Raw genomic sequence first — 23,314 nt, 5'->3', positions numbered from 1 at the left:
TCTCACAGGGCGCCCACCAGGCGGCGGGCCTCCTCGACCTGTTCGGGAAAGACGAGCACGGCGGTGCGCCCGTCGCGGGCGACCGCCTGGGTGGCGCGGATGCCGGCGTCGCCGAGCAGCCGGCGGATCTCGTCGGCGACCTCGGCGTCGCCCGTCACGGCCGCCGCGCAGAGCAGGCCGTAGTCGTCGGGTTCGCCGAAGATGGCGAGCCCGGCCGCGCACGGGTCGCCCGTTTCGGGCTCGCGGGAGAGGGTCCACTGGAGGCCCATGCGCCAGAACACCGCGCCGAGGAAGCCGACCAGACCGACGGCGATCAGCGGCCCGATGAGGTACCAGCCGTTGCCTGTGGCCATGGGCATAGTCTCGCACCGCTACGAGCCGTTTTACGCGGATTCGCCCCGATAGAGGCGGCGTTCCGCACCTGAGTTTCCGTTAAGTAGGGTGAGGCCGAGCACACGGCACTTCTGAGGAGGGCACATGGCGGGTCGACTCGCGGTCATCGGCTCCGGACTGATGGGTTCCGGCATCGCGCAGGTCTCGGCGCAGGCGGGCTGGCAGGTCACCATGCGGGACGTCGACGACGCCTCGCTGGCCCGGGGCATGGCGGCGATCCGGGATTCGCTGGGCCGGTTCGCGGCCAAGGGCAAGATCTCCGAGGAGGACGTGGAGGCGACCGTCGGCCGCATCACGGCCACCACCGACCTCGACGCGGCCGCCGACGCGGACGTGGTGGTCGAGGCGATCTACGAGAAGGTCGAGGCGAAGCACGAGGTCTTCCGCGCGCTCGACAAGATCTGCAAGTCCGGCGCGGTCCTCGGCACCAACACCTCGGCCATCCCGATCACCCAGATCGCCGCGGTGACCGAGCGGCCCGAGTCGGTCGTCGGCATCCACTTCTTCTCGCCGGTGCCGATGATGAAGCTGGTCGAGCTGGTCCGCGGCTACCAGACCTCGGACGACGCGCTGGCCGCCGCCCGGGCGTACGCGGAGGAGGTCGGCAAGACCTGCGTCGAGGTCAAGCGCGACGTGGCCGGCTTCGTCTCCAACCGGCTCTTCTCCGCCCTGCTGGTCGAGGCGATCAAGCTGGTCGAGACCGGCGTGGTGAGCGCGGCCGACCTCGACACCGTGATGAAGCTGGGCTTCGGCCACTCCATGGGCCCGCTGGCCACGGTCGACCTGACCGGCCTCGACGTCATGCTGAACGCGGCGAGCAACATCTACCGCGACACCGCCGACGAGAAGTTCTTCCCGCCGGAGCTGCTCCAGCGCATGGTCAGCGCGGGCGACCTGGGCCGCAAGAGCGGCAAGGGTTTCTACACGTACTGAGCGGTTCGGGGCCGCTCGCCGCGAGCGGCCCCTACGATCTGCGGTATGACGCCTGAGCAGATGGAGTGGGCGCTCGCCGAGGCGGGCAAGGAGGCCCTCGCCGTCGCTCCCGGCTGGTTCCGGGCCTGGCCGACCGCCGACGAGAAGTGGTCAGCGGTCAACATCCGCTCGGCCACCCAGGTGATCGTCAACCGCAGCCGCGAGGACGATCGCCATCCGAACAGCTGGACCGTGCGCGCCCTCTTCGGCAACCACGCCGTCGAGCTGCGCGTCGGCCCGTACGACGTCAAGGACCACGCCGTCCTCGTCGCCCACGCCGTGCTCTCCGTCGCCTACCGCGACGGCCTCAGTCGAACTCCGGGTCCTCCCGCGCCGCCGGGCGCAGCCGAATCCGCGTGATGGCCCGGCCGGTGACCTCGGTGACCTCGGCGCTGTGGCCGTCGACCTCGATCACCTCGCCCGGGGTGGTGGGTATGTGCCCGAGGTGGGCGAGGACCAGCCCGGCCACCGTGGTGTAGTCGCCGCCCTCGTCCTCGCGGTCCAGGTCGACGCCGATGTCGGGCAGGTCGTGGATCGGGAAGGTGCCGGGCAGCAGCATCGCGCCGTCCGGCTCGCGGACCACCGACTGCACATCGCGGTCGGTCTCGTCGTAGATCTCGCCGACGACCTCCTCGACCAGGTCCTCCATGGTGATGATGCCGTCGATGGCGCCGCGCTCGTCGACCACGAAGGCGAACTGCTGGTGCTGCGCGCGCAGCTGGCGCATCGCGTCGGAGACCTTCAGCGTCTCGGGCAGGAAGAGCGCGGTGAACATGTGGTCGCGCACCGGGCCCCCGGCGTCGATCAGGTCGCGCAGGTGCACCACGCCGAGCACGTCGTCGAGGCCCATCGGCCCGGTCACCGGCGCCCGCGAGTGGCCGCTGGCGATGAGCCGGGTGAGCGCCTCCTTCGCCGGCAGGTCGGCCGGCAGGATCAGCACGTCGCGGCGCGGCACCAGCACCTCGCGCAGCATCCGCTCGGCGATCTCGAAGGCGCCGCTGATGATCGTGCGCTGCTCGGGGGTGAACTCCTGCTGCTGGGTGACCATGTCGCGGATCTCCTCGGCGCTCACCTCCTCGCGCGTCGCGTTCGGATCCACGCCGGAGAGCCGTACGACCAGGTCCGTCGCCTTGCCGAGCAGCCAGATCGCCGGCCGCGACAGGGTGGCCAGCATGTCGAGGGGGCGCGCGGCCAGCAGGGCCCAGCCCTCGGCGCGCTGCATCGCGATGCGCTTGGGCGCGAGCTCGCCGACCACCAGCGTGAAGAACGTCAGCACGATCGTGACCAGCACGATGGCGACCGGCTCGGCAGCGGTGCCGAGGAAGCCGAGCGGGCCGGTGAGCGGCTTGGCGAGCGAGGTCGCCGCGGCCGCCGACGCGAGGAAGCCGGCCAGCGTGATGCCGATCTGGATGGTCGCCAGGAACCGGTTGGGGTCACGGGCCAGGCGGGCCAGCGTCCGGCCGCCGCGCGACTGCCGTTCGAGGCGCTGGAGCTGGCTGTCGCGCAGCGAGATCAGCGCCATCTCGCTGCCCGAGAAGGCGGCGTTGACCAGCACCAGCACGATCACCAGAACGATTTGCCACCCATATCCGCCCACGGGGCCGCTTTACCCCCTCGCGGTGCCCGCCAAGCCTCAGTGCGTCGCCGCGAAGGCCAGCGACATCAGCGTCGCGGAGATCATCCCGCCGAGGAGGGTCAGCCCGATGCCGCCGATGTCGAGGCGGGCCTGGAGCCGCTTGTGGGCGAAGAGCGCGGCCACCGGCACGCCGGCCGAGGGCGCGACCAGGAACGCGAGCCAGCCGAGCCCGCGCAGCAGCGTCCCGCCCCACACCCCCGTACCGCCGATGGTCACCAGGCCGGACCCGACGAGGCCCGCGAGGGCCGCGACCAGCGCGCCCACCAGCGGGAGCAGGGGGAGCGCCCAGCGGGGCAGGGCGCGGCGGCCGGCGGGGCGGATGGTGTGGTCGATGCGGTCGGCGACCTGGGCGAGCAGCATGCGCGGCGCCTTGACGTGCGGCGACTCGGGGCTGCGGGGCAGGGCCACCCGGGGCAGGGCGTCCACCGGCACGGGCTCCGGCATCTCGCCGAGCGCCCGCACCCGCAGCCCGCGGGCGCGGCGCAGCTGGTCCCAGAGCCGGGCCGCCTCCCGGTCGACGTCGAGCACCTGGGCCGCGGCCGCGCCCGCCCAGCGGTCGGCGGAGAGCGCGTCCCCCTCGGCCCGCGACAGCTCGCCCGCGGCCTGCGCGGCGCTCTCCTGGTAGGCCTGCTCGGCGTTGCCCATCTCGGCGTCGCGGCGCCGGGTCGCCTCCGCCAGCGCGCTCACCATCAGCTGGTAGTCGCGCCCGATGGGCTGGCGATCACGTGTGGTCACTGTTCACCTCGTACGGGACGATGACTTCCGGGGTGCGGTGCACGGAACGGTCGAAGAAGAGCGCGCGCCGGGTGCGCGGATACCAGGTGGGGCCGCCGGGCTGCGGATAGAGCGGCGCGAGGTCGGCGCCCTGAACGTCGAGCGCCACCCATGCGCCGATCGGGTCCAGCCGGGCCGCGGGACCGCCCAGGCTGTCGCGCAGCCGGGCCACCGAGCGCCACCAGCCCAGCACGTGGGTGCGGTGCTCGGGGCCGTCGACCAGCAGGCGGCGCAGCGCGGCCGGGTCGGTGCCGGCGTCCAGCGCGTAGCCGAGCACGTAGTGCGGCACCGGGCCGAAAGGGTCCTCCGGCAGCTCGTCGCACCAGTCCGCGGTGGGCAGCTCCGCGATCAGCCGGGCCGCCGCCCGGGCCGCGTCGGCGTCGAGGCAGACCACGCTGAAGTGCGCGGGCCCCTGCGCGGCCAGGGAGAGCGCGGCCGCGGCGATCACATCACAGGCCTCTTCCGTGCGGGTGCCGAGCACCGCCAGATTGCGTCCGGGCATGCGGCCGAGCCGCAACCGGGCCGGGCGGGCCGCCACGTCGATCCGCTCGCCGAGCACCGCGCCCGGCGACGAGCCGACCGGCGCCGCCACGTCCGGCACCGGGCCCGCCGGGCGGCAGCTGTCCGGCAGGCGGGGCACCGCGTCGCCGTCGAAGAGCCGGGGCTCCTCGCAGCCCTCCGGACGGTCGCGCCACAGGCGCCGCTGGAGGCTGCGCCAGACCAGCCGGTCGCCCGCGTCGGGCAGCCGGACGACCTGGTTGGCCCCGGACGCGCCGGACTGCGTGTTGACCACCGCGTGGAAGCGCGGGATCACCGCGGCGGCCAGGTTGTCGTCGGCCAGGATGCGGCGGGCCTTGGGCAGGGCGATGCGCAGCGTGAACTGTCCGATCAGGCCGGAGCGGCCCCACAGCGCCTCGATGCCGGAGACGTCCTGGCTGGCCAGCACGAGGTGGATGCCCTGCGAGCGGCCGCGCCGGGCCAGGTCCTCCAGCAGCGTGACCGCCTCGTCGGCGACGGCGTCGCGGCCGGCCAGCAGCACCTGGAACTCGTCGATCACGGCCACGATCCGCGGCCAGTGCCCGCCGGGGTCCTCGGCGCGCAGCTCGGCGAGCTTGGTGGCGTCGACCCGCTTGGCGGCCTGCGCCCGGGTGCGCAGCTCCTCGCTCAGGTGCCGCAGCATGGCCAGGCCGAACTCCCGGTCGCCGTTGACGTTGATGCCGGCGAGGCGCACCTGCGGCAGCCACGCCGGGTCGCGCGGCCCCGGCACGAAGCGGGCGAACGACACGCCCTCCTTGAAGTCGAGCAGGTAGAGCGCGAGCTCCTCGGGCCCGTAGCGGGTGGCGAGGGCGGCCAGCCAGGCGTACAGCAGATTGGTCTTGCCCGATCCGGAGGGGCCGCCGATGAGGGCGTGCGGCGGATCGTCGCCGAGCGGCACCTCGACGAGCGAGCCGTCGGTGGCGTCGCCGACGGGCGCGACGAGGCCGTGCAGGGACGACTCGGTCCACAGCTCGCGCGGCTCCAGGTCGGTGAAGCGGGCGGGCGGCGGACCGGCGCGCAGGCGCTCGGCGGTGGCCCGGCAATACGAGATCACCCGCTCGGCGGGCGGCGGCGGATCGAGCCGGATCTCCAGATCGCCGGTGATGTCGCAGGTCGCGGTCTGATCGCCGACCACGAGGCGCCGGACGGTGGGATGGTCCGGCAGGGACAGGCCCCGGACCATCAGGTGTACGCCGCACGCGACGCCCGTGCGCACGATCCGGTCGAGCTGCGCCCGCTGCCCGTTGGTCAGCTCCTCGGCGGTGGCCGCGTCGGCGAGCAGCACCACGACCCGCCACGGCTCCGGCCGGGGGCCCGCGGTCGCCGCGGTGAGGTCGGACAGCGACTGGTGCTCGCCGGCCAGCACGGTCTCGTTGACCCGGCAGATGTGCTCGACCAGCCCGTCCAGCGTGGACCCGAGCGATCCGGGCCCGACGAACGAGATGCCGAGCGGGGCGAACGGCGCGAGCGTGCCGCCGAGGTGCTCGGGGTCGTAGACGATGAGCTCGACGTCGCCGGGCCGGCTGCTGCCCAGCGCGCGCAGCAGCAGGCCGGTGATCACCCCGTCCGCCACCGCCGGCGCGCCCTCGAAGTGCAGGTGCGCGGCGTCGAGGAAGGGCACCAGCGCGGGCAGGGCGGCGGTGTCGTCGACGTTGAGCGAGCCGATCCGCAGCAGCCCGGGGCGGGCGCCGGGCGACGGCTCGGTGGGCGACCACATCCGCCACGGCAGGCCGGCCGCTCCGGTGGCGTTGATGGCGGCGAGCCGGCGCACGTTGTTCGCCAGCCGGGCCGACTCGTGCTGGAAGCGGCGCTGGATGTCGCGCCGGGCCGCGTCGCGCGCCTCGGCGAGCTGGTTCAGGCAGGTCGCGTACGCCTCCCGGACGAGCCGGCGCCGGTTCTGCGCCTCGCCGCGCGCCGACTCCGCCTCGGCCAGCACCGCACGGGCGGCACCGCGCGCCTCGGCCAGTTCCTGCCGGACGACGGCGACCAGCGCGTTGCGGTGGCTACCCACACGAACCCCCGAAATTCACGCTGGGGGATTTTACGCATTATCGCCCGAAACGTACACTTATGTGCTGCGTGTCGGCGCGGCTCGCCGTCGCCGGCCCGGGTGCCGCTGGTCGGCTGGGGTGCCGCTGGTCGGCCCGAGCGCTGCTGGTCGGCTGGGGTGCCGCTGGTCGGCTTGGGCGCTGCTGGTCGGCTGGGGTGCCGCTGGTCGGCTTGGGCGTCGCTGGTCAGCCTGGGCGTCGCTCGTCGGCTCGGGCCGGGCCGCTGCGCACGCTCCACTTCGGCTTGCCGCCGACCAGGTCGGCGCGGAGGCGGGCGGCGATGACCGCGGCGCCCTCGCCCTGCCAGCGCCGCATCGTCTGCCGGGGCACCTGGCGCCGCATCCAGTCGAGGGCCCGGCGCGCGTCCCGGTCCAGGCCGTCCGTGCGCGGCCTGCGGGCGTACGGATCGAGGCCCAGCACGCAGCAGTAGTGCAGGACGTTGTACGACCGCCAGGCGTCGGTGGTGTCGAACGCCCCCGCCGGCCGCAGCCGGTCGACGCCCTCCTGGAGCACCACCCGCAGCTCCAGCGCCCTGTGCTCCAGAGTCCCGGGCTCGAGCCGCCCCCGGAGCCGCTGGTCGATGACTGGCAGGTCGGTCAGCGGGCTGCGCATCAGCCGGCCCAGGTCGCCGTAGTTGTCGAGCGCCTGATGGGTGAAGCGCCGGAAGTCGTCCTCGCTCACCCCGGGCAGCTGCTGCCGGTGGCGGTGCCGCGGAAGCGCCTCGGCGAGCATCAGCACCGCCGACCGGTCGGCGCGCAGCCGGGCATCGCGCCGGAACGCGATCGCGTCGAGCACCCGGCGCGCCGCGCCCGGCAGCCCCACGAAGGTCATCACGACGGCGAGCAGGCCGAACTGGAGGATCGTCACGGCGTCGGACTCCGCGACGGTCACGGTGAGCACGGCCGGCGCCCCCACCAGCAGGACGGCCGCGACGGCCCCCGCCACCGAGCGGAGCAGATCGGGGCGCAGCCGCTCGCCGGCCGCCATCGCGTCGTGGACGGCGACCAGGAAGGCGAGCATCAGCAGGTCGACGCCGAGCGCCGCGATCACCAGCATCGGCGCGCCCAGGTCGACCGGGAGCAGCAGGACGGCCAGCGTCACCCCGTAGAGCACCGCGGCGACCGTGAGGGCGGCCGGCAGCATCGGCGGCCGCACCTGGTCACGGAAGCGCCAGAGCAGCACCACCCCGCCGGCCAGCGGGGCGAGCACGACCAGCCGGCCGGCCTGCGGCAGGGCGATCACCGTGCCGAGGAACGCGGCGGCCAGCACCAGCCAGCCCAGGTCGATGTGCCGCCGCTCGGGCAGGGTCGCCGGCAGCAGCGCCACGGTGCTGCCGGCCCAGAGCAGGACCGGAGCGCAGAACAGGACCTGCGCGAGCGTCGAGTCGGGCGCGACCGTCCACACCGCGACGCCGACCGCATACGCCATGAGCGCCGCGGCCGCCCGGCCCGTCGGCTGCCGGACCGGGTCGCGGCCGAGCAGGTAGCAGGCGGCCCACCACGCGAAGGCGAAGGCGGGCACGGCGATCGCGAACACGCCAGAGAGTCAACCAAACGGGTGTGGGGTGCCGGAACCCGACAGTTGTGTGCGCTTCGCCCTCTTGCGGCGGCGGCGCACCACCCAGACACCGCCGAACACGAGGAACAACAGTCCTACCAGGACCAACACGGGCAGCACGATGGCCAGCACGGACATCAGCACGCTGCCGACATCTTCGGCGGTGCTCGCGACGGGAGCGCCGAACCCGGCCGTGGTGGTGTTCACAACAGGGCGGGAGGCGGCCTTCACCCCGTGGACGCAGAGCGCGATGACCACGCCGGCCGCGATCGGCACCCACTGGTGCGAGCCGAAGAACGAGCCCGGGTCGCTCACCGTCACGGTCTCGGACGCGGAGCCGGCCCCGAAGGCCAGGCCGCCCGCGGTCGGGCGTACGACGGTCTGCACGACGTCGTTCACGTGGTCGACGACGGGCACCTTGTCGGCGACCACCTCGATGGCCAGCAGCAGGGCGAGAATCAGCAGCGTCCAGCCGTTGGCCAGCCAGGACCAGCCGGTGGGAAGGTCGATCAGGTCGGTGTACCGGGCCAGCAGGCCCATCACGACCAGGGGGATGTAGGCATTCAGCCCGGCGGATGCGGCGAGGCCGGTGCCGGTGAGGGCTTCGAGCACGCCTCAAGGATGGCATTCCGCCGCCAACGGCGCCTTCCGCTAGGGTCGTCGGGTGCGTCTGGTCATCGCGAAGTGCTCCGTCGACTACGTCGGACGGTTGTCCGCCCACCTGCCTCCGGCCGTCCGGCTGCTGATGGTCAAGGCCGACGGCTCGGTCTCGATCCACGCGGACGACCGCGCCTACAAGCCGCTCAACTGGATGAGCCCGCCCTGCAAGCTGCACGAGCAGCCCGGGGTGTGGAAGGTCGTCAACAAGGCCGGCGAGGAGCTGCGGATCACCCTGGAGGAGATCTTCCAGGACACCTCGTACGACCTGGGCGTCGACCCCGGCCTCCAGAAGGACGGCGTGGAGGCCCACCTCCAGGAGCTGCTGGCGGCCCACCCGGAGACCTTCGGCGAGGGCTGGACCCTGGTGCGCCGGGAGTACATGACGGCGATCGGCCCGGTCGACCTCCTCTGCCGAGACGCCGACGGCGGCGCGGTGGCCGTGGAGATCAAGCGCCGAGGCGAGATCGACGGCGTCGAGCAGCTGACCCGCTACCTCGAACTGATGAACCGTGACCCGCTGCTCGCCCCGGTCAAGGGCGTCTTCGCGGCCCAGGAGATCAAGCCCCAGGCCCGGGTCCTGGCCACCGACCGGGGCATCCGCTGCGTCGTGGTCGATTACGACAAGCTGCGCGGCATCGAGCGCAACGAGCTCACCCTCTTCTAGCCGCCGGGCCGCAGGCCCTCACGGCCGCCACCTTCGCGTTCCCACGGGTGGACAGAACGTTCGTTCTGCCTGAGGGCGGCTACCGCGAGAGCTCCGTGCGGTCGGTGTCTGTCGTGCCCGACAGGTAGGCGCGGGCGCCGATGACGCCCACCACGGCCTGGACCAGCACCGTGGTCCAGGAGAGCGGATTGCCCTGCGCGATCTCCACCAGCGCCGGCAGCCCGAGCAGCAGCATGTCCGGCCCGATCACCGCGTTGACCAGGGGGCCCGTCGACAGGGTGCCCATCGGGGTGTCCAGGGGCAGCAGGTCGTTGCGGACGAAGCCCGCCCGCGCTCGGTGGACGGCCGCGGCCGCTCCTACCGGGCCGAGGGCCAGGCCGAGCGCCCACCACGGGCCGGCGGGCAGGTCGCCCAGCACGTCCAGGGCGGTCAGGGCCGCCGCCGACCAGAGGGCGGCCAGGACTCCCGGGATCCACAGGCGTTGCAACACCGCCTGGCGGGACGACAGGCCCAGCAAGCGCAGGAGCACCGCGTTGCCGGCGTCGGTGCGGACGTTGCCCGTGGCGGTCATGCCGGCGATCAGCGCGCCCAGCAGCACCGCCGCGCCCAGGATCCATGCGGGCGCGTTGCCCAGCAGCAGCGGGAAGGCGGCGCCGAAGACCAGCCACAGCAGGCGGCGCCGGCGGCGCAGGGTGAGCAGCAGGTCCTGGGCGACCAGCACCGGGAGGCGCGACGGCAGGGTGACCGAGCGCAGGCGGCGGGCGGCCCAGTAGCGGCGCTCGATCATGTCGGTGAGGAAGGACGGCTCGATGCCGAAGGCCGCGTCGAAGAGGGTGCCCGCGGTGCGGGAGGCGTCGAGGATGTGGTCGCTGGGGGTGCGCGCGAGGCCTCGTACGACCAGAGCGAGAACGACCAGGACGACGACCGCGACGCCCGCGACCAGCGGGACCAGGGTCTGGGCCGGGGGCCACGCCGTGACCGCGACGGGCTGGTCGAGCGTGGTGTCGGCGACCAGGCCCGCGAAGCCGGCGGCGAAGAGCAGGCTCATCAGCGCGTCGACCGCGGTGCCCCAGCGGCCGCCGGCCTGGGCCGCCGCCGCGATCAGGAGCAGGACCAGGCCCAGCAGCGCGCCGCCCGCGGTGAGCAGGGGGAGTGCGACCGGGCGCGGGGCGGTGTGGCCGACGATGGCGATGCCGGCCAGGGCGCCGAGGACCGCGGCCACGGCGCCGGCGATGCGCAGGGACGGGATCAGCAGGCTGCGGCGGCTCACGGGGGCGGTCAGCAGCCAGGAGGCGGCGGGGCGGCTCAGCGCGAGCGGGCCGAACCGGCGCAGGGCCAGGTAGAGCAGGCCGTAGCAGAGGGCGGTGAGGGACGCGCCGGCCAGGCCGGAGGCGTCGGGGTGCGGGGGCCAGAAGACCTCGGCCAGCTGGCGGTGCAGCATGCCGCCGACGATCGCGACGGTGAGGGCGCCGATGTAGAGGCTGTTCAGGGTGGCGCCGCGCTCGCGGTGGGCGGACTGGCGGCGCAGGATCCAGCGCCGGACGGGCGCCAGCGGGACGGTGGTCATCCGGCGACCGCGCTCAGCGACTCCATCGTGGTGATCGCCGCGCCGGAGGCGATCGCGAAGTCGTCGTCGTGGCTGGCCATCAGCAGGGAGCCGCCGCCGGCCAGGTAGTCGGCGAGCAGGGCCGCCACGTCGGCGCGGCCCTCGCGGTCGAGGCGCTGCTCGGGCTCGTCGAGGATGAGCAGGGAGCTGGGGCGCAGCAGGGCGATCGCGAGCACGAGCCGCTGCTTCTGGCCGGACGAGAGCGACGGCGGGATCGCGTCGGCGTGCCGGGCCAGGCCGAAGCGCTCCAGCGCCTCGTCGATGCCGGCCTCCGCCGGGTCCTGGCCGTGGGCGCGGCAGACCAGCTCGGCGTGCTCGCGGGCGGTGAGGCCGGGATACCACGTGGGCGGTTCGACGGTGGTGACGACGGCACGCCAGAACTCCGGGGTGGCGCCGGGGTCGCCGCCGAAGACCGTGATGGTGCCGCTCTCCACCTGTTGCAGGCCGCTGACGCAGCGCAGCAGGGTGGACTTGCCGACGCCGTTCTCGCCGACGACGCAGACACCCTGGCCCGTCGGTACGGTGAGGGTGACGTCCTCCAGCACCGGCGCGGCGCCGTAGCCGGCGTACAGGCTCTTGACCTCGACCGCTTCCACGTCGAGGACCCTAGCTCACCTCCGCCCGTACAGGATCTTCAACGCCCTGATGATGGTCGCCACCTGTCCGGGCGTGCGCTCGAAGGTCATCGCGGGCAGGAGCGAGGGCCCACGCCGTACGGTGATCGCCTTGGGCCGGGCGAACTCGCGCAGCCCGTCCTCGCCGTGGATGCGGCCGAAGCCGGAGTCGCCCACGCCGCCGAAGGGCAGGTTTCCCATGCCCGAGAAGGTGAGCGTGCCGTTGACCGCGACCATGCCGGAGCGCAGCCGGCGCGCGATGCGGATCGCGTTGCGCTTGCCGAAGACCGCACCCCCGAGGCCGTACGAGGTGCCGTTCGCCTGCTGCAGCGCCTCCTCCGCGTCGGCGACCTTGGTGATGGTCAGCGTCGGGCCGAACGTCTCCTCGCGGATCCCGCGCGCGTCGGCGGGCACGTCGACCAGCACGGTCGGTGCCACGTACGGCGGCTGCACGGCCTCCGCGCCGCCGAGCACCGCCCTGCCGCCCTTGGCCAGCGCGTCGTCGATGTGCTCGCGGATGATGTCGAGCTGGCGCGGCATGGTGATCGGGCCGATCTGGTCGCCGGTGCGCAGCTTGCCGGCCTTTTCCACCACGGCCGCCACGAACGCGTCGTAGACGGGCGCCACCGCGTACGCCCGCTCGATGCCGATGCACGTCTGGCCGGCGTTGGTCATGGCGCCCCAGACCGCGGCCTCGGCGGCGGCGTCCACGTCCGCGTCGTCGTCCACGATGATCGCGTCCTTGCCGCCCGCCTCGATCACCGTCGGCACGAGGTTGTCCGCGCAGGCGGCCAGCACCTTCTTGGCCGTGGCGGTCGAGCCGGTGAACGCGATCTTGTTGACCCCGGAGCGGCAGAGCGCGGCGCCGACGTCGCCGAGGCCGTGCACCACCTGGAGCACCGGCTGCTCCGGCACCACCTCGGCGAACGTGTCGGCCAGCCACTGGCCGACGATCGGGGTGTATTCGCTCGGCTTGAACACGACAGCGTTGCCGGCCGAGAGCGCGCCGGCGATCGAGCCCATCGGCGTGAGGATCGGGTAGTTCCACGGCCCGATGACGCCGACCACCCCGTACGGCTGGTATTCGAGGTGACCGGTGTGCTCCATGAGCAGCAGGCGGGTCGCCGTGCGCCGCGGGCCGAGGACGCGCTTGGCGTGCCGGGCCATCCAGTCGAGGTGCTCGACCGCGCCGGCCGCCTCGACGACCGCGTCCGCGTGGGGCTTGCCGGCCTCGAGCCCGGTGAGCTCGGCGACCTCCTCGACGCGCCGGGCGAGCAGCGAGCGCCAGCGCATCAACCGCTCCTTGCGCCCGTCGAAGCCGAGGGACTGCCACCAGCGGGCGGCCTCGCGGGCGCGGGCGGTGGCGGCTTCGACGGCGGCGGCGTCCGCGACGGGCACCCGTCCCGCTTCCTTGCCGGTGGCGGGGTGGGTGGAGATGAGCACGCCGTCTTCGACGACCGGGAGTCCGGGAACGCGAGTAGCGGTCATGTTCGGCAGTCTAGGGCCGTAGTTACCGGTGAGTCATCACTTGACCGTACGCTTGATGTTGTGAGTCCCCGCCGCAATCATCCCCGCCGCCGCGGCGGATCCGACGAGCCCCGCGCGCTGACCGACGAGCGCGTCCGCAAGGGCATCGAAGGCGTCCAGCAATGGCAGGACGGCGAGTGGATGGTCCGGTCGATCTTCGGCGGGGCGGCCGTGAAGACGTACCGCTGCCCGGGGTGTGTCCAGGACATCAGGCCGGGCGTGGCGCACGTCGTGGCGTGGCCGATCGACGGCCGCGGCGACGAGAGCGACCGCCGCCACTGGCACACGGGCTGCTGGAAGGCGCGGGACCGGCGCTTGCCCGGAGTGGAGCGCTCCCGCAACGCCCCTAGATACGGTTAGGGATCATCGAGAACATGAGCAACCCCATCCGCGCCAACTCGATCCTGCCCGCGCGCCGCGAGGACATCGAGCTGGAGACCGCCGACGGCCTCACCCTCGTCGGTGAGCTGGCCACGCCCCTGGAGGGCGACCCGGTCGCCACGCTGGTCTGCCTGCACCCGCTGCCCACCCACGGCGGCATGATGGACAGCCACATCTTCCGCAAGGCCGCGTGGCGGCTGCCGGCGCTGGCGGGCCTGGCGGTGCTGCGCTTCAACACCCGCGGCACCAGCAGCGTCCGCGGCACCAGCGAGGGCACCTTCTCGGCCGGCGTCGACGAGAAGTACGACGTGGCCGCCGCCATCGAGTACGCGGAGTTCGCCGACCTGCCCAACATCTGGCTGCTCGGCTGGTCGTTCGGCACCGACCTGACCCTGATGCACGGCCTCGATCCGGCGGTACGGGGCGCCATCCTCCTCTCGCCGCCGCTGCGCTTCTCGCAGCCGGCGCACCTGAGCGCGTGGGCTTCGTCGGACAAGCCGCTCACGGCCCTCATCCCGGAGTTCGACGACTACCTGCGTCCCCCGGAGGCGACCGAGCGGTTCGCCGCGGTGCCGCAGTGCGAGGTCGTGCCCATGGAGGGCGCCAAGCACCTGTGGGTCGGCGACGCCGAAAAGGTGCTCGACGAGATCGTCAAGCGCGTCGCACCCTCCGTCCCGGTGCCGCTGCCGCGCACGTGGGACGGCCCGATGGAGACCGGCGACATGAACGCCTACGCCGACCGGACGACCTCCGCCTTCCGCGACGTCCCGATGCCCAAGGCCGATTAGGGCGTCCACATCCGTTCCGAGAGGCCGCGCAGCTCGGCGCCGCCGGCCTGGCGGTGCAGGCGCGCCAGCAGCGTCCGCGTCGTGGCGTGCAGGTCGGCAGTGGTGTGCACGTGCTGCGGGGCGATGCGCTCGGCGGTGAGCAGATAGCGCACCGCCTCGCGTTCGCGGCCGGTCAGGTGGGCCAGGGCGCGCGCCGTGTCGGCGTAGTAGAAGACCTGCCGGAAGCCGGCCGCGATCGCCATCGGGGACGTGCGCCGGGCCACCGCGGCCGCCCGTTCGGCGTCGCCCTCGTTGACCTCGATGCTGATCCGCCAGATGTCGACGTTGGTGGGGCCGAAGTACAGGCCCATGGTCGTGGTCTCCCCGGTGCGCCGGGCCAGCCGCTTCGCCTCGGCGAGCCACGCCGCGCTGTCCTCCGGGTGGCCGCGTCCCCGCGCGGCCTTGGCCGAGATCAGCTGGAGCGAGCCGAGGATCTCGGCACCGCCCGGCCGGGACAGGTGCCGCCGCAGGTCGCCGGCGGCCCGCTCGGCGATCGTCTGTCCCCTTTGGTGCGAGCCGCTGGCCGTCGCCGCCGTGGCGAGCGCGTAGGCCGCGTACGCCAGCAGCACCGGATCGTCCACGGCCTCGGCCGCGTCGCGGCAGCGCTCGGCGCCCAGCCACGCGTCACCCGGGTGGCCGAGGTTGCGCAGCACCGACGAGGCGATGAAGGTGGCCTCGCACAGCAGCCGCAGCGCCCGCCCCCGTTCCGGCCCGGCCGTCTCGGCGTGCAGGTGGTGCAGCAGGCCGGGCAGCAGCCGCATGGTGCCGGCGTAGTCGCACGCCTGCCGCAGCGTGTCGACCAGCGACAGCACGCGGTCGAGCTCCGCCATCGCCGGCGACCCGGCGACGCCCGGTTCCGTCAGATCGATGTCGATCAGAGCGGTGCGCAGAGCGTGTACGCCGGCACGCGTCGCCGTGGCCGCCCGGTCCGTGCCCGGCACCGGCGCGCCGGCCAGGTCGCCCGACGAGCACTCCAGCGCTTCGGCGATGTCCGCCAGCATGAAGCGGTTGTTCGCCGCCTGGAGCCCCCGCTCGATGCGTCCCCAGGTGGCGTGCGAGATGCCGGCGCGGCTCGCCGCGTACCGGATGCTCCAGCCGCGCAGCAGGCGGCGGGCCCGGATGCGTTCCCCCACGTCGGGGTCGGCGAGCGGTCGTGGGCTCATGACCTCGACCGTAGACGCGCCCCGGCGCGGGGTGGTACAGACCTGTACCGGTTGATCTACCGCGCTTCCTGGCTGGGGACGACGACCTCGCGGACGATCAGCTGGATGCCGGCCACCATGGGGATGGCGACCAGCGCGCCCACCACGCCGAAGAGCGCGACGCCGAGCAGCGCCGCGACGACAGCGGCCACGTCGCTGACCTTCACCGAGCGGCGCATCACGTTCGGGTAGATCAGGTAGTTCTCCACCTGCTGGTAGACGATGAAGAAGACGATGCAGACGATGCCGTCGGTCAGCGACGAGGCGAAGCCGACCAGGCTCACCACGATCGCGCCGAGGGTGGCGCCGATCTGGGGGATCAGGTCGCAGACGGCGACCACCACGGCGAGCGCGAACGGGTAGCCGAGCCCGAGGATCACGGCGAGCAGCCAGCTGCTCGCCCCGGCCAGCACGGCGATCGAGATCGCGCCCACCATGTACGCGCCGACCTTGGTGAGGATCTCGTCGCCGATCAGCCGCACCCGCACCCGCCGCGACGCCGGCACCAGGGAGTACGCCGTCTCGCGCATGCGGTCGAACGACGCCATGAAGTAGATCGTCAGCACCAGCACGGTGAGCACGTTGAACAGCGTGCCCGCGATCATCCGGCCGGCGCCGACCACACCGCCGAGCGCGTTGGTGACGGTGCCCGCGTTGAGGGCGCTGCTCACCCGGTCGACGATGTCGTAGCGCTGGACCAGCTCGTTGATCGTCTCGTTGCGCTGGAGCTGCTGGATGTAGCCGGGCACGTTCTCGACCAGCTGGGTGGTCTGGCTGACGAGCGGCGGGATCAGCGCGACGATGCCACCCGCTATGAGACCCACCACGGCCAGCGCGACGATCGTCACCGCGAGCCCGCGGGGCAGGCCCCACTTGCGCAATTTGGACACCGCGGGGTTGAGGCCGATCGCCAGGAACAGCGCGATGAAGATCAGGATCAGGATGGACGCCGCGTTGCGGACGCCCAGGAAGATCGCGTACGCCAGGATGACGCCGAAGCCGCCGAGCAGGCCCATCATGAACGGGTTGCGCTTGTCCAGCGGCGGCCCGGGCTTGCCGAAACGATGCGGAGGGATCTCCTCCTCGATCGGATCCCGCTCGGGCTGCTCCGCCGCCGGCTCGGTCTCTTGCGCCACCCGGTCCTCCACTGTGGGGTGAGCCGGGTCCTACTCCTTGCCGGCCGCACGTGTCTCGGCCGCGACGTTAGCGCCGCCCCGCAACGACCGCCACCTCCGCGGGCGCCCGCGGGACGCGACGGGCATCACGCGACGCCCGTGCGGGCGCGCTACTCGGCGTCCGCGCCGACCCGGGTGGCCGGCGGGACGGTGACCTTCGCCGACGCGGTGACCTTGCCGGGCGCCGGGACCTCGGCCGTGTGCGCGCCGGTGGGGGCCTCGGCCGCGTGCGCGCCGACCGGGCCGCCGGCGACCGACTTCTCGTCGTCGTCCTGCTCGTCGGCGTCGGAGGAGGAGCCGGCGGCGGCGAGCACCGCGGCGGCCGCGAGCTCGGCGACCCGCTTCGCCTCCTTCTGCACCTGGCGGCGAACGTCGGCGGCGTGCCGCTCGGCGGCCTCACCGGCCTTCTTGGCCTCGGTGACCCGCTCGAGCTCGGCGGCCAGCTCCTTGCGCGCCTCGGCGAGGCTCTGGTGCACCTTGTCGGCCTCCTGCGCGCCGGCGCGGGCGCGCTCCTGCGCCGCGGCCAGCTCGCGCTCGGCCTCGGCGACCTTGGCCTTGGCCGCCTCGTACTCGCGGCCGGCCTCGGCGATCTTCTCCTGCTGGGCCGCGATCTCGTTGCGCACCGCGGTGGCCTGCTCGTCGGAGCGGCGCAGCACGTCCTCGGCGTACTTGTCGGCCTCGCTGCGCAGGTCGGCGCACTGCTTCTCGACACCGGCGCGCATCTGGGTGAGCTCCTGCGCCACGGCCGCCCGCTTCTGGCCGAGCTCGTTGTCGAGGGCCGCGCGCTTCTCGGCGGCCTCCCGCTCGGCGGCGGCGCGCTGGGCGTTGATCTCCTGCTGGGTCTTGTCGCGCAGCGCCTTGATCTCCTGGTCGGCCTGCATGCGCGTGGACTGGGCGTAGCCGTCGGCCTCGGCGCGAACCCGGTGTGCCTGCTGGGCGGTCTGCTCGGTGAGCTGCTGCGCCTCGGCCCGGGCCCGGGTCAGCGTCGTCTCGGCCTCGGCGCGCATCTGCTCGGCGCTCTGGCGGGCGGCGGCGAGCGCCTTCTCGGTGGCGGCGCGCTTGGCGGCGTCGGCGCGCTCCTCCTCGGCGCGGCGGGCGGCGAGGGCGATCTCGAAGTCGCGGATGCCGTTGTGCGCGTGCGCCTCGGCCTCGGCCCTGATGCGCTCGGCCTCGGCGAGCCGGCCCGCGATGTCGTCGGTGGCGGACTGCTTGATCGCCTCGGCCTGCTCCTCGGCGAGCGCGAGGATCTGCTCGACCCGCGGGCCGAGGTGGCGGAACGAGACCTCGGTGCCGATGCCGCCCTGGCGCCGGGCCTGCACCGCCTCCTGCTGGAGGCGCTCGATCTGCGCGGACATGGCCTGGATCTGGGAGTACGCCTGCTCGCGCTCGGCCGCCAGCGCGGCGATCTCGTTCTCGGCGCGGGCGACGTACCGTTCGACCTGCTTCTTCTCGTAACCGCGGAGGGCGGTCTCGAAGCTGGGTTCGGTAGCCGCGTCAGAGCCGAGACCGAAGATTTCGCCGTGCGACATGCTGTCCATCCTCACATACGCATCGTCCGGCCTCGGGGGGATACACACCCTCCTGGCCGGAGTATGCGCCTAGTTGTGATTTGTCTAAGCCGGCCCACAGAGCAGACTACGCGCGAGAACGAGCGAGGCCGTACCGGAGCAACTCCGATACGGCCCGCGTTGATCTCTTGAAGTCACCCACCGGCCGGCTCCCACCGTTGCGCACCCGTGCAAGGCGCGCAACCGCAGGAGCCTGGGAAAGGGCTGTAATCTCAGTTGCTCTTGGCCGGCTCCGGGGTGGCCTCCGGCTCGGCCTCTTCGGGTGTCTCCGCAGCTCGCTGCGCGGGCGCGGCCTCCTTGGCGGCGGCCGGAGCGGCCGGAGCGGCGGGGACGGCTGCGGCCTCGGCCGGCTTGGCGCCACCGACACCCGGCACCAGGCCGGAGAGCCCGGAGAGCATCTGGCCGAGCTGGTTGGTGACCGCGTCCTTCTGCCTGGTCAGGTCCTCCACCTCGCGCTTGGCGGCCTGGGTGGTGAGCTCGGCCTCGGTGCGGGCCTCGCTGAGCAGGCGCTGCGCCTCGGCGCGGGCCTCGTTCACCGTCTTTTCCGCCAGGGCACGGGCCTTTTCGGTGGTCTCGGCGGCGTTGCGCTCGGACTCGACGCGGCGCTGCTCGGCGCGCTGCTCGATCTCCTTGGCGCGGTCCTCCGCGGCGCGGGCCCGCTCCTCGGCCTCGGACACCATCTTTTGCGTGGCGCTGACCTGGGCGGCGTGGCGCTGCGACTCCTCGCGCTCCGCCTTTTCGCGGCGCTCGGCGATCTCGAGCGCGAGAGCCTGGAGATCCTTGTCACGCTTGTCACGCGCGTCGGTCAGCAGCTTGGTCGCCTCGGCACGCTTCTCCTCGGCCTCGCGCGACGCCTTGGCCCGCAGCTGGGTGATCTCGCGCTCGGCGGTGGCCCGCAGCGACGCCACCTCACGCTCGACCGTCGACTTGAGCTCGGCGACCTCGTGCGCGGTGACCGTGCGCAGCTGCTTGGTCTCGCGGTCGGCGTCGGAGCGCAGCGTGTCGGCCTCGCGGCGCGCCTGCACCCGGGCCTCGGCGGCCTCGCGCTCGGCGTGGGTGCGCACCTGGCCGGCCTCGCGCTCGGCGGTCGCCTTCATCGCGGCGGCCTCGGCGCGCGCCTTGTCGGTGATCTCCCGCGCCTCGAGGCGGGCCGCGGAGAGGATGCCCTCGGACTCTCGCTTGGCCTCGCTGCGGTGGTCGTTCGCCTGCTCCTCGGCCAGCCGCAGGATCTGCTCGACCCGGGTGCCCAGCCCGGAGAGCGTCGGCCGATTGTTCTCCTCCAGCAGCTTGTTGCTGTCGGCGAGCTTCTGCTCGAGCGCGACGAGCCGCTGCTCGGCCTGGCGCAGGCGGCGCTGCGCGTCGTTCATGCGCTGCTCGGCCTCACCGGCGGCCTGCGTCGACTGGTTGATGGCGGCGACCAGCCGGCCGAGGTGGGCGTCCACCTGCCCGCGGTCGTAGCCGCGCAGCACCACGGTGAAGTCGTGCTGGGAGTTCGCGGTGTCGAAGAATGCCAAGTTCTGATCCTGCTGCTGGGGCATTGGGCCATCCTGGCGAAGACGCCCCTGCCACGCAAGAGCGAGCGGGCATCGGAAAGGACACGTTAGATCACCTTTGAGCTGCCCGAAACCTGGCGTCGCGCACGCTTGTGCAGGGCTCGGGCGACGGCAGATCGCGTCACTCGATCCTGCCAGCTGGAGCCGTCCGCGTCAGGATGATTCATCCGGAAGGCTGACAGGCTCCACCAACTCCACCAAAACGCCACCGGCGTCCTTGGGGTGCACGAAGTTGATGCGCGACCCGGCGGTGCCCCGGCGCGGCGTGTCGTAGAGCAGCCGCATCCCGCGGGCCCGCAGCGCGTCCGCGGCGGCCTCGACGTCCGCGACCGTGTAGGCGAGCTGCTGGAGCCCGGGCCCGCTGCGGTCGAGGAACTTGGCGATCGCCGAGTCGGGCCGGGCCGGGGCGAGCAGTTGCAGCCGCGGGCCGGTGCCGTCGCCCACGGCGAGCATGGCCTCGCGCACCCCCTGCTCCTCGTTGGTCTCCTGGTGCACGCAGCGCATGCCGAAGGCGTCGGCGTAGAAGGCGATGGCGGCGTCGAGGTCGGCAACGGCGATGCCGACGTGATCGATGCCGAGCAATCCGGGTGTGACATTCTCGGGCCGGGCGACACTAGGTGGAGGAGTCGTCATCCTATTAGTCTTGCCTAAACGCCCGTTAAGGCTCAGGCGGGGTCCCCGCCCGGCAGATCGGAAGACTTGACGTGACCAGCTCGGTGATCGTGAGTGGCGCCCGCACCCCGATGGGACGCCTGCTCGGCAACCTCAAGAGCGTGCCGGCCACGACCCTCGGGGGCCATGCCATCGAGGCCGCCCTCAACCGCGGCGGAGTGCGCCCCGACCAGGTGCAATACGTGATCATGGGACAGGTGCTCCAGGCCGGCGCCGGCCAGATCACCGCCCGGCAGGCCGCCGTGGCCGCGGGCATCCCGATGACCACGCCGGCGGTCACGGTCAACAAGGTGTGCCTCTCCGGCCTCGACGCCATCGCGCTGGCCGACCAGCTGATCCGCGCCGGCGAGTTCGACATCGTCGTGGCGGGCGGCATGGAGTCCATGACCAACGCGCCCCACCTGCTGATGAACCAGCGCCAGGGCACCAAGTTCGGCGACGTGCTGGTGCGCGACCACACCGCGTACGACGGGCTGGTCGATCCCTGGGACGGCATCTCGATGGGCGAGTCGACCGAGCGCAGCGGCGTGCGGCTCGACATCGGCCGCGCCGAGCAGGACGCCTTCGCCGCGCAGAGCCACCAGCGGGCGGCCGCGGCCCAGCGCGAGGGCCGCTTCGCCGAAGAGATCGTGCCGGTCAAGACGGGCAAGCGCGACAACGACCCGGTCGTCGACGTCGACGAGGGCGTGCGGCCGGACGCCACCGCCGAGTCCCTGGCAAAGCTGCGGCCGGCGTTCACCGCGGGCGGCACCATCACGGCAGGCAGCTCGTCGCCGATCTCCGACGGCGCGGCCGCGGTCGTGGTGATGAGCAAGGCCAAGGCCGAGGAGCTCGGCCTGCGCTGGCTCGCCGAGATCAAGGCGCACGGCAACGTGGCCGGTCCCGACAGCTCGCTCCAGTCCCAGCCGGCCAACGCGATCAAGCACGCGCTCGGCAAGGCCGGCCTCAGCGTCGGCGACCTCTCCCTGATCGAGATGAACGAGGCGTTCGCCCAGGTCGTCATCCAGTCGATGCGCGAGCTGAAGGTCACCGACGACATCGTGAACGTCAACGGCGGCGCGATCGCCCTCGGCCACCCGATCGGCATGTCCGGCGCCCGCCTGGTGCTCACCCTCGCCCTCGAGCTGCGCCGGCGCGGCGGCGGCTACGGCGCGGCCGGCCTGTGCGGCGGCGGCGGCCAGGGCGACGCGCTGATCATCGAGGTCCCGCGTCCGTGAGGCGCACGCGTGACGTGCCGGCCCTGGTGTCACGTGCCCGCGAGGGCGACCCGAGGTCGGTGGCCCGGCTGATCAGCCTGGTGGAGAACGGCGATCCGGCGCTGCCCGACGTGGCGGCCGCGCTGGCGCCGTACGCCGGGCACGCCCAGGTGATCGGCCTGACCGGCTCGCCGGGCGTCGGCAAGTCGACCACGACGAACGAGCTGGTGCGCGTGCTGCGCAAGACCGGCCGCCGGGTCGGCGTGCTCGCCGTCGACCCGTCCAGCCCGTTCACCGGCGGCGCGATCCTCGGCGACCGGGTGCGCATGCAGGAGCACACGACCGACCCGGGCGTCTACATCCGCTCGATGTCGAGCCGGGGCCAGCTGGGCGGCCTGTCGGCGGCGACCCCGCAGGCGGTGCGCGTCCTGGAGGGCGCCGGCTGCGACGTGATCCTGGTCGAGACGGTCGGCGTGGGCCAGGCCGAGGTCGAGATCGCGTCCCTGGCGGACACCACGCTGGTGCTGCTGGCACCCGGCATGGGCGACGCCATCCAGGCGGTGAAGGCCGGCGTCCTCGAGATCGCCGACATCTTCGTGATCAACAAGGCGGACCGCCCCGGCGCCGACGCGACCTACCGCGACATCCAGGGCATGCTCGGCCTGGGGGAGCGCGCGCCGGGCGACTGGCGTCCCCAGGTGGTAAAGGCGACGGCGGTCAAGGCCGAGGGCATGGACGACGTGCTGGCGGCCGTCGACAAGCACCACGCATGGCTGCAAAAGACGGGCAACTTGCTGGTACGCCGCGAGCGCCGCGCATCGGTCGAGATCGAGGCGATCGCGCTGGGCACGCTCCGGTCGCGCATCGGCAGCCTCCGCGAGGGGACGGCCCTGCCCACCCTGGCGGCGGCGGTGGCGGGGGGCACCCTTGATCCGTATGCGGCTGCCGATGAGCTGATCAAGGGGCTCTGAGGGGTTCTTCGGCCGCTTCCCGGGGTTGGGTGCTCTTTGCCGGTCGGGTGCTCTTTGCTGGTCCGGGCCTCTTTGCTGGTCCGGCGGGCGCTCTGACCGAATCGGCACTCTCGGACGGTCCGCGCTCTCGCCCGTGCGCCCGATGCCGTCCGGATTTTTCCGGCATACGCTGAATTGGTCAGCGCCGGAAAGGATAGCGGACATGACCAGTGCCATGGGCAGCAACAGGGGTGCAGCATGATTGCGCCGATCACCTTCCCCCGGGTGTCCGGAACCACCGCCACCTACCTGCACCCGCTCCTGCAGAGCAGCGTGCTCCAGCAGTCCGCCCGCACGGCCGACGTGCAGCCGCAGCGCCTCGCCCCGACCCAGGAGATGCCGGCCGTCCCCGCGGTCACCCCGATCGACCGCACCGCCGCCTATTCGGCCGGCCTGGCCCGCGACACGACCGCCGCCACGAACACGGTCAAGGCCACCGCCAAGGTCGTCTCCGCCGCCGACGAGGCCGACCCCGCCACGATGCTGGCCCGCCAGATCGTCATGGAGCGCGCCTCCTCCCAGGTCGGCTTGCTGCTCAACCGCGCCGCCGGCGAGCGCCGGGTCGCCCTGATGAGCGGCGTGCCGGCCGCCCGCTTGGCCGACCTGAACACGACCACGTCCCGGCTGTACCACGCCCTCGACCTGACCGCGTAGGCCCGCCCCCACGATGCCCGGCAGCCGCTGACCGATCGCGGCGCCGGGCATCGGCGTCCTCGTCACACTCACGCTGGCATGCTGGCAC

General features: G+C 73.1%; 22 protein-coding genes. 8 read left to right on the top strand and 14 right to left on the bottom strand.

Annotated elements, in window-relative coordinates; all coding sequences use genetic code 11:
* Positions 1 to 2 precede the first annotated feature (2 nt).
* Positions 3 to 353 carry a hypothetical protein gene (locus Ade02nite_RS31435; RefSeq protein ID WP_203771813.1) on the bottom strand — a complete coding sequence of 117 codons (351 nt, stop codon included), beginning with the start codon at positions 351 to 353 and terminating at the stop codon, positions 3 to 5.
* Positions 354 to 477: 124 nt separating this feature from the next.
* Between Ade02nite_RS31435 and Ade02nite_RS31430 the strand changes: the two genes are divergently transcribed.
* The gene (locus tag Ade02nite_RS31430; protein WP_203771811.1) at positions 478 to 1,326 is read left to right on the top strand and encodes a 3-hydroxyacyl-CoA dehydrogenase family protein; all 849 of its coding nucleotides are present in this window, start codon (positions 478 to 480) and stop codon (positions 1,324 to 1,326) included.
* 45 nt (positions 1,327 to 1,371) lie between these two features.
* A complete protein-coding gene (locus Ade02nite_RS31425; protein ID WP_239169203.1) occupies positions 1,372 to 1,725 on the top strand; it encodes a hypothetical protein in 354 nt (117 codons plus the stop codon).
* Here the strand turns inward: Ade02nite_RS31425 and Ade02nite_RS31420 are convergent.
* From Ade02nite_RS31420 to Ade02nite_RS31400, 5 genes are all read right to left on the bottom strand, one after another.
* A complete protein-coding gene (locus Ade02nite_RS31420; RefSeq protein ID WP_203771810.1) occupies positions 1,673 to 2,962 on the bottom strand; it encodes a hemolysin family protein in 1,290 nt (429 codons plus the stop codon). The genes Ade02nite_RS31425 and Ade02nite_RS31420 overlap by 53 nt on opposite strands.
* Before the next feature lie 36 nt (positions 2,963 to 2,998).
* On the bottom strand, positions 2,999 to 3,736 hold the full coding sequence (locus Ade02nite_RS31415) for a hypothetical protein (protein WP_203771808.1): 738 nt from the start codon (positions 3,734 to 3,736) through the stop codon (positions 2,999 to 3,001).
* Positions 3,723 to 6,323 (bottom strand): FtsK/SpoIIIE domain-containing protein, encoded by a 2,601-nt coding sequence (locus Ade02nite_RS31410; protein WP_203771806.1) that lies wholly within the window; start codon positions 6,321 to 6,323, stop codon positions 3,723 to 3,725. The genes Ade02nite_RS31415 and Ade02nite_RS31410 overlap by 14 nt, the downstream gene beginning before the upstream one ends.
* A gap of 223 nt (positions 6,324 to 6,546) precedes the next feature.
* Positions 6,547 to 7,896, bottom strand: coding sequence for a hypothetical protein (locus Ade02nite_RS31405; RefSeq protein ID WP_203771804.1), 1,350 nt, complete (start codon positions 7,894 to 7,896; stop codon positions 6,547 to 6,549).
* 9 nt (positions 7,897 to 7,905) lie between these two features.
* Positions 7,906 to 8,529 carry a DUF4126 domain-containing protein gene (locus Ade02nite_RS31400; protein WP_203771802.1) on the bottom strand — a complete coding sequence of 208 codons (624 nt, stop codon included), beginning with the start codon at positions 8,527 to 8,529 and terminating at the stop codon, positions 7,906 to 7,908.
* A gap of 52 nt (positions 8,530 to 8,581) precedes the next feature.
* On the opposite strand from Ade02nite_RS31400, the gene nucS reads away from it, so the two are divergent.
* The gene (nucS, locus tag Ade02nite_RS31395) at positions 8,582 to 9,241 is read left to right on the top strand and encodes an endonuclease NucS (protein ID WP_203771800.1); all 660 of its coding nucleotides are present in this window, start codon (positions 8,582 to 8,584) and stop codon (positions 9,239 to 9,241) included.
* A 79-nt stretch (positions 9,242 to 9,320) separates the two neighbouring features.
* Here the strand turns inward: nucS and Ade02nite_RS31390 are convergent, their stop codons facing one another.
* The 3 genes from Ade02nite_RS31390 to Ade02nite_RS31380 are packed head-to-tail and all read right to left on the bottom strand — an operon-like array spanning position 9,321 to position 12,949.
* Positions 9,321 to 10,808 (bottom strand): DUF6297 family protein, encoded by a 1,488-nt coding sequence (locus tag Ade02nite_RS31390; RefSeq protein ID WP_203771798.1) that lies wholly within the window; start codon positions 10,806 to 10,808, stop codon positions 9,321 to 9,323.
* Positions 10,805 to 11,443, bottom strand: coding sequence for an ABC transporter ATP-binding protein (locus Ade02nite_RS31385; protein WP_203771796.1), 639 nt, complete (start codon positions 11,441 to 11,443; stop codon positions 10,805 to 10,807). Before Ade02nite_RS31385 ends, Ade02nite_RS31390 begins: the two co-directional genes overlap by 4 nt.
* 15 nt (positions 11,444 to 11,458) lie before the next feature.
* A complete protein-coding gene (locus Ade02nite_RS31380) occupies positions 11,459 to 12,949 on the bottom strand; it encodes an aldehyde dehydrogenase family protein (RefSeq protein WP_203771794.1) in 1,491 nt (496 codons plus the stop codon).
* 60 nt (positions 12,950 to 13,009) lie between these two features.
* On the opposite strand from Ade02nite_RS31380, the gene Ade02nite_RS31375 reads away from it, so the two are divergent.
* Positions 13,010 to 13,348, top strand: a complete 339-nt coding sequence (locus Ade02nite_RS31375) for an Rv1322 family protein (protein ID WP_498370405.1) — start codon at positions 13,010 to 13,012, stop codon at positions 13,346 to 13,348.
* Between the two features lie 14 nt (positions 13,349 to 13,362).
* Complete coding sequence (locus Ade02nite_RS31370; RefSeq protein ID WP_203771792.1) at positions 13,363 to 14,157, top strand: alpha/beta hydrolase; 795 nt, start codon at positions 13,363 to 13,365, stop codon at positions 14,155 to 14,157.
* Here the strand turns inward: Ade02nite_RS31370 and Ade02nite_RS31365 are convergent.
* The 5 genes from Ade02nite_RS31365 to mce all read right to left on the bottom strand — a co-directional run bounded on the left by Ade02nite_RS31365 (position 14,154) and on the right by mce (position 20,327).
* Positions 14,154 to 15,359, bottom strand: coding sequence for a helix-turn-helix domain-containing protein (locus Ade02nite_RS31365; protein WP_203771790.1), 1,206 nt, complete (start codon positions 15,357 to 15,359; stop codon positions 14,154 to 14,156). The two genes, Ade02nite_RS31370 and Ade02nite_RS31365, sit on opposite strands and share 4 nt — an antisense overlap.
* A 56-nt stretch (positions 15,360 to 15,415) precedes the next feature.
* On the bottom strand, positions 15,416 to 16,534 hold the full coding sequence (locus tag Ade02nite_RS31360; protein WP_379036820.1) for an AI-2E family transporter: 1,119 nt from the start codon (positions 16,532 to 16,534) through the stop codon (positions 15,416 to 15,418).
* Between the two features lie 149 nt (positions 16,535 to 16,683).
* Entirely contained in the window at positions 16,684 to 18,102 is a 1,419-nt protein-coding gene (locus Ade02nite_RS31355) for a coiled-coil domain-containing protein (protein ID WP_203771786.1), read from the bottom strand.
* 251 nt (positions 18,103 to 18,353) lie between these two features.
* Positions 18,354 to 19,679 carry a DivIVA domain-containing protein gene (locus Ade02nite_RS31350; protein ID WP_203771784.1) on the bottom strand — a complete coding sequence of 442 codons (1,326 nt, stop codon included), beginning with the start codon at positions 19,677 to 19,679 and terminating at the stop codon, positions 18,354 to 18,356.
* Positions 19,680 to 19,847: 168 nt separating this feature from the next.
* Positions 19,848 to 20,327, bottom strand: a complete 480-nt coding sequence (gene mce / locus Ade02nite_RS31345; RefSeq protein WP_203771782.1) for a methylmalonyl-CoA epimerase — start codon at positions 20,325 to 20,327, stop codon at positions 19,848 to 19,850.
* 71 nt (positions 20,328 to 20,398) lie between these two features.
* Between mce and Ade02nite_RS31340 the strand changes: the two genes are divergently transcribed.
* From Ade02nite_RS31340 to Ade02nite_RS31330, 3 genes are all read left to right on the top strand, one after another.
* Positions 20,399 to 21,583, top strand: coding sequence for an acetyl-CoA C-acetyltransferase (locus tag Ade02nite_RS31340; RefSeq protein WP_203771780.1), 1,185 nt, complete (start codon positions 20,399 to 20,401; stop codon positions 21,581 to 21,583).
* Positions 21,580 to 22,533, top strand: a complete 954-nt coding sequence (gene meaB / locus Ade02nite_RS31335) for a methylmalonyl Co-A mutase-associated GTPase MeaB (protein ID WP_203771778.1) — start codon at positions 21,580 to 21,582, stop codon at positions 22,531 to 22,533. The genes Ade02nite_RS31340 and meaB overlap by 4 nt, the downstream gene beginning before the upstream one ends.
* Positions 22,534 to 22,797: 264 nt before the next feature.
* On the top strand, positions 22,798 to 23,226 hold the full coding sequence (locus Ade02nite_RS31330) for a hypothetical protein (RefSeq protein WP_203771776.1): 429 nt from the start codon (positions 22,798 to 22,800) through the stop codon (positions 23,224 to 23,226).
* The last annotated feature ends 88 nt before the right edge of the window (positions 23,227 to 23,314 follow it).

The organism is Paractinoplanes deccanensis, from assembly GCF_016862115.1.
Taxonomy (GTDB): Bacteria; Actinomycetota; Actinomycetes; order Mycobacteriales; family Micromonosporaceae; genus Actinoplanes; species Actinoplanes deccanensis.
The sequence above is the reverse complement of the archived record's forward strand: the minus strand, read 5'-3'. Positions and strand labels throughout refer to the sequence as shown.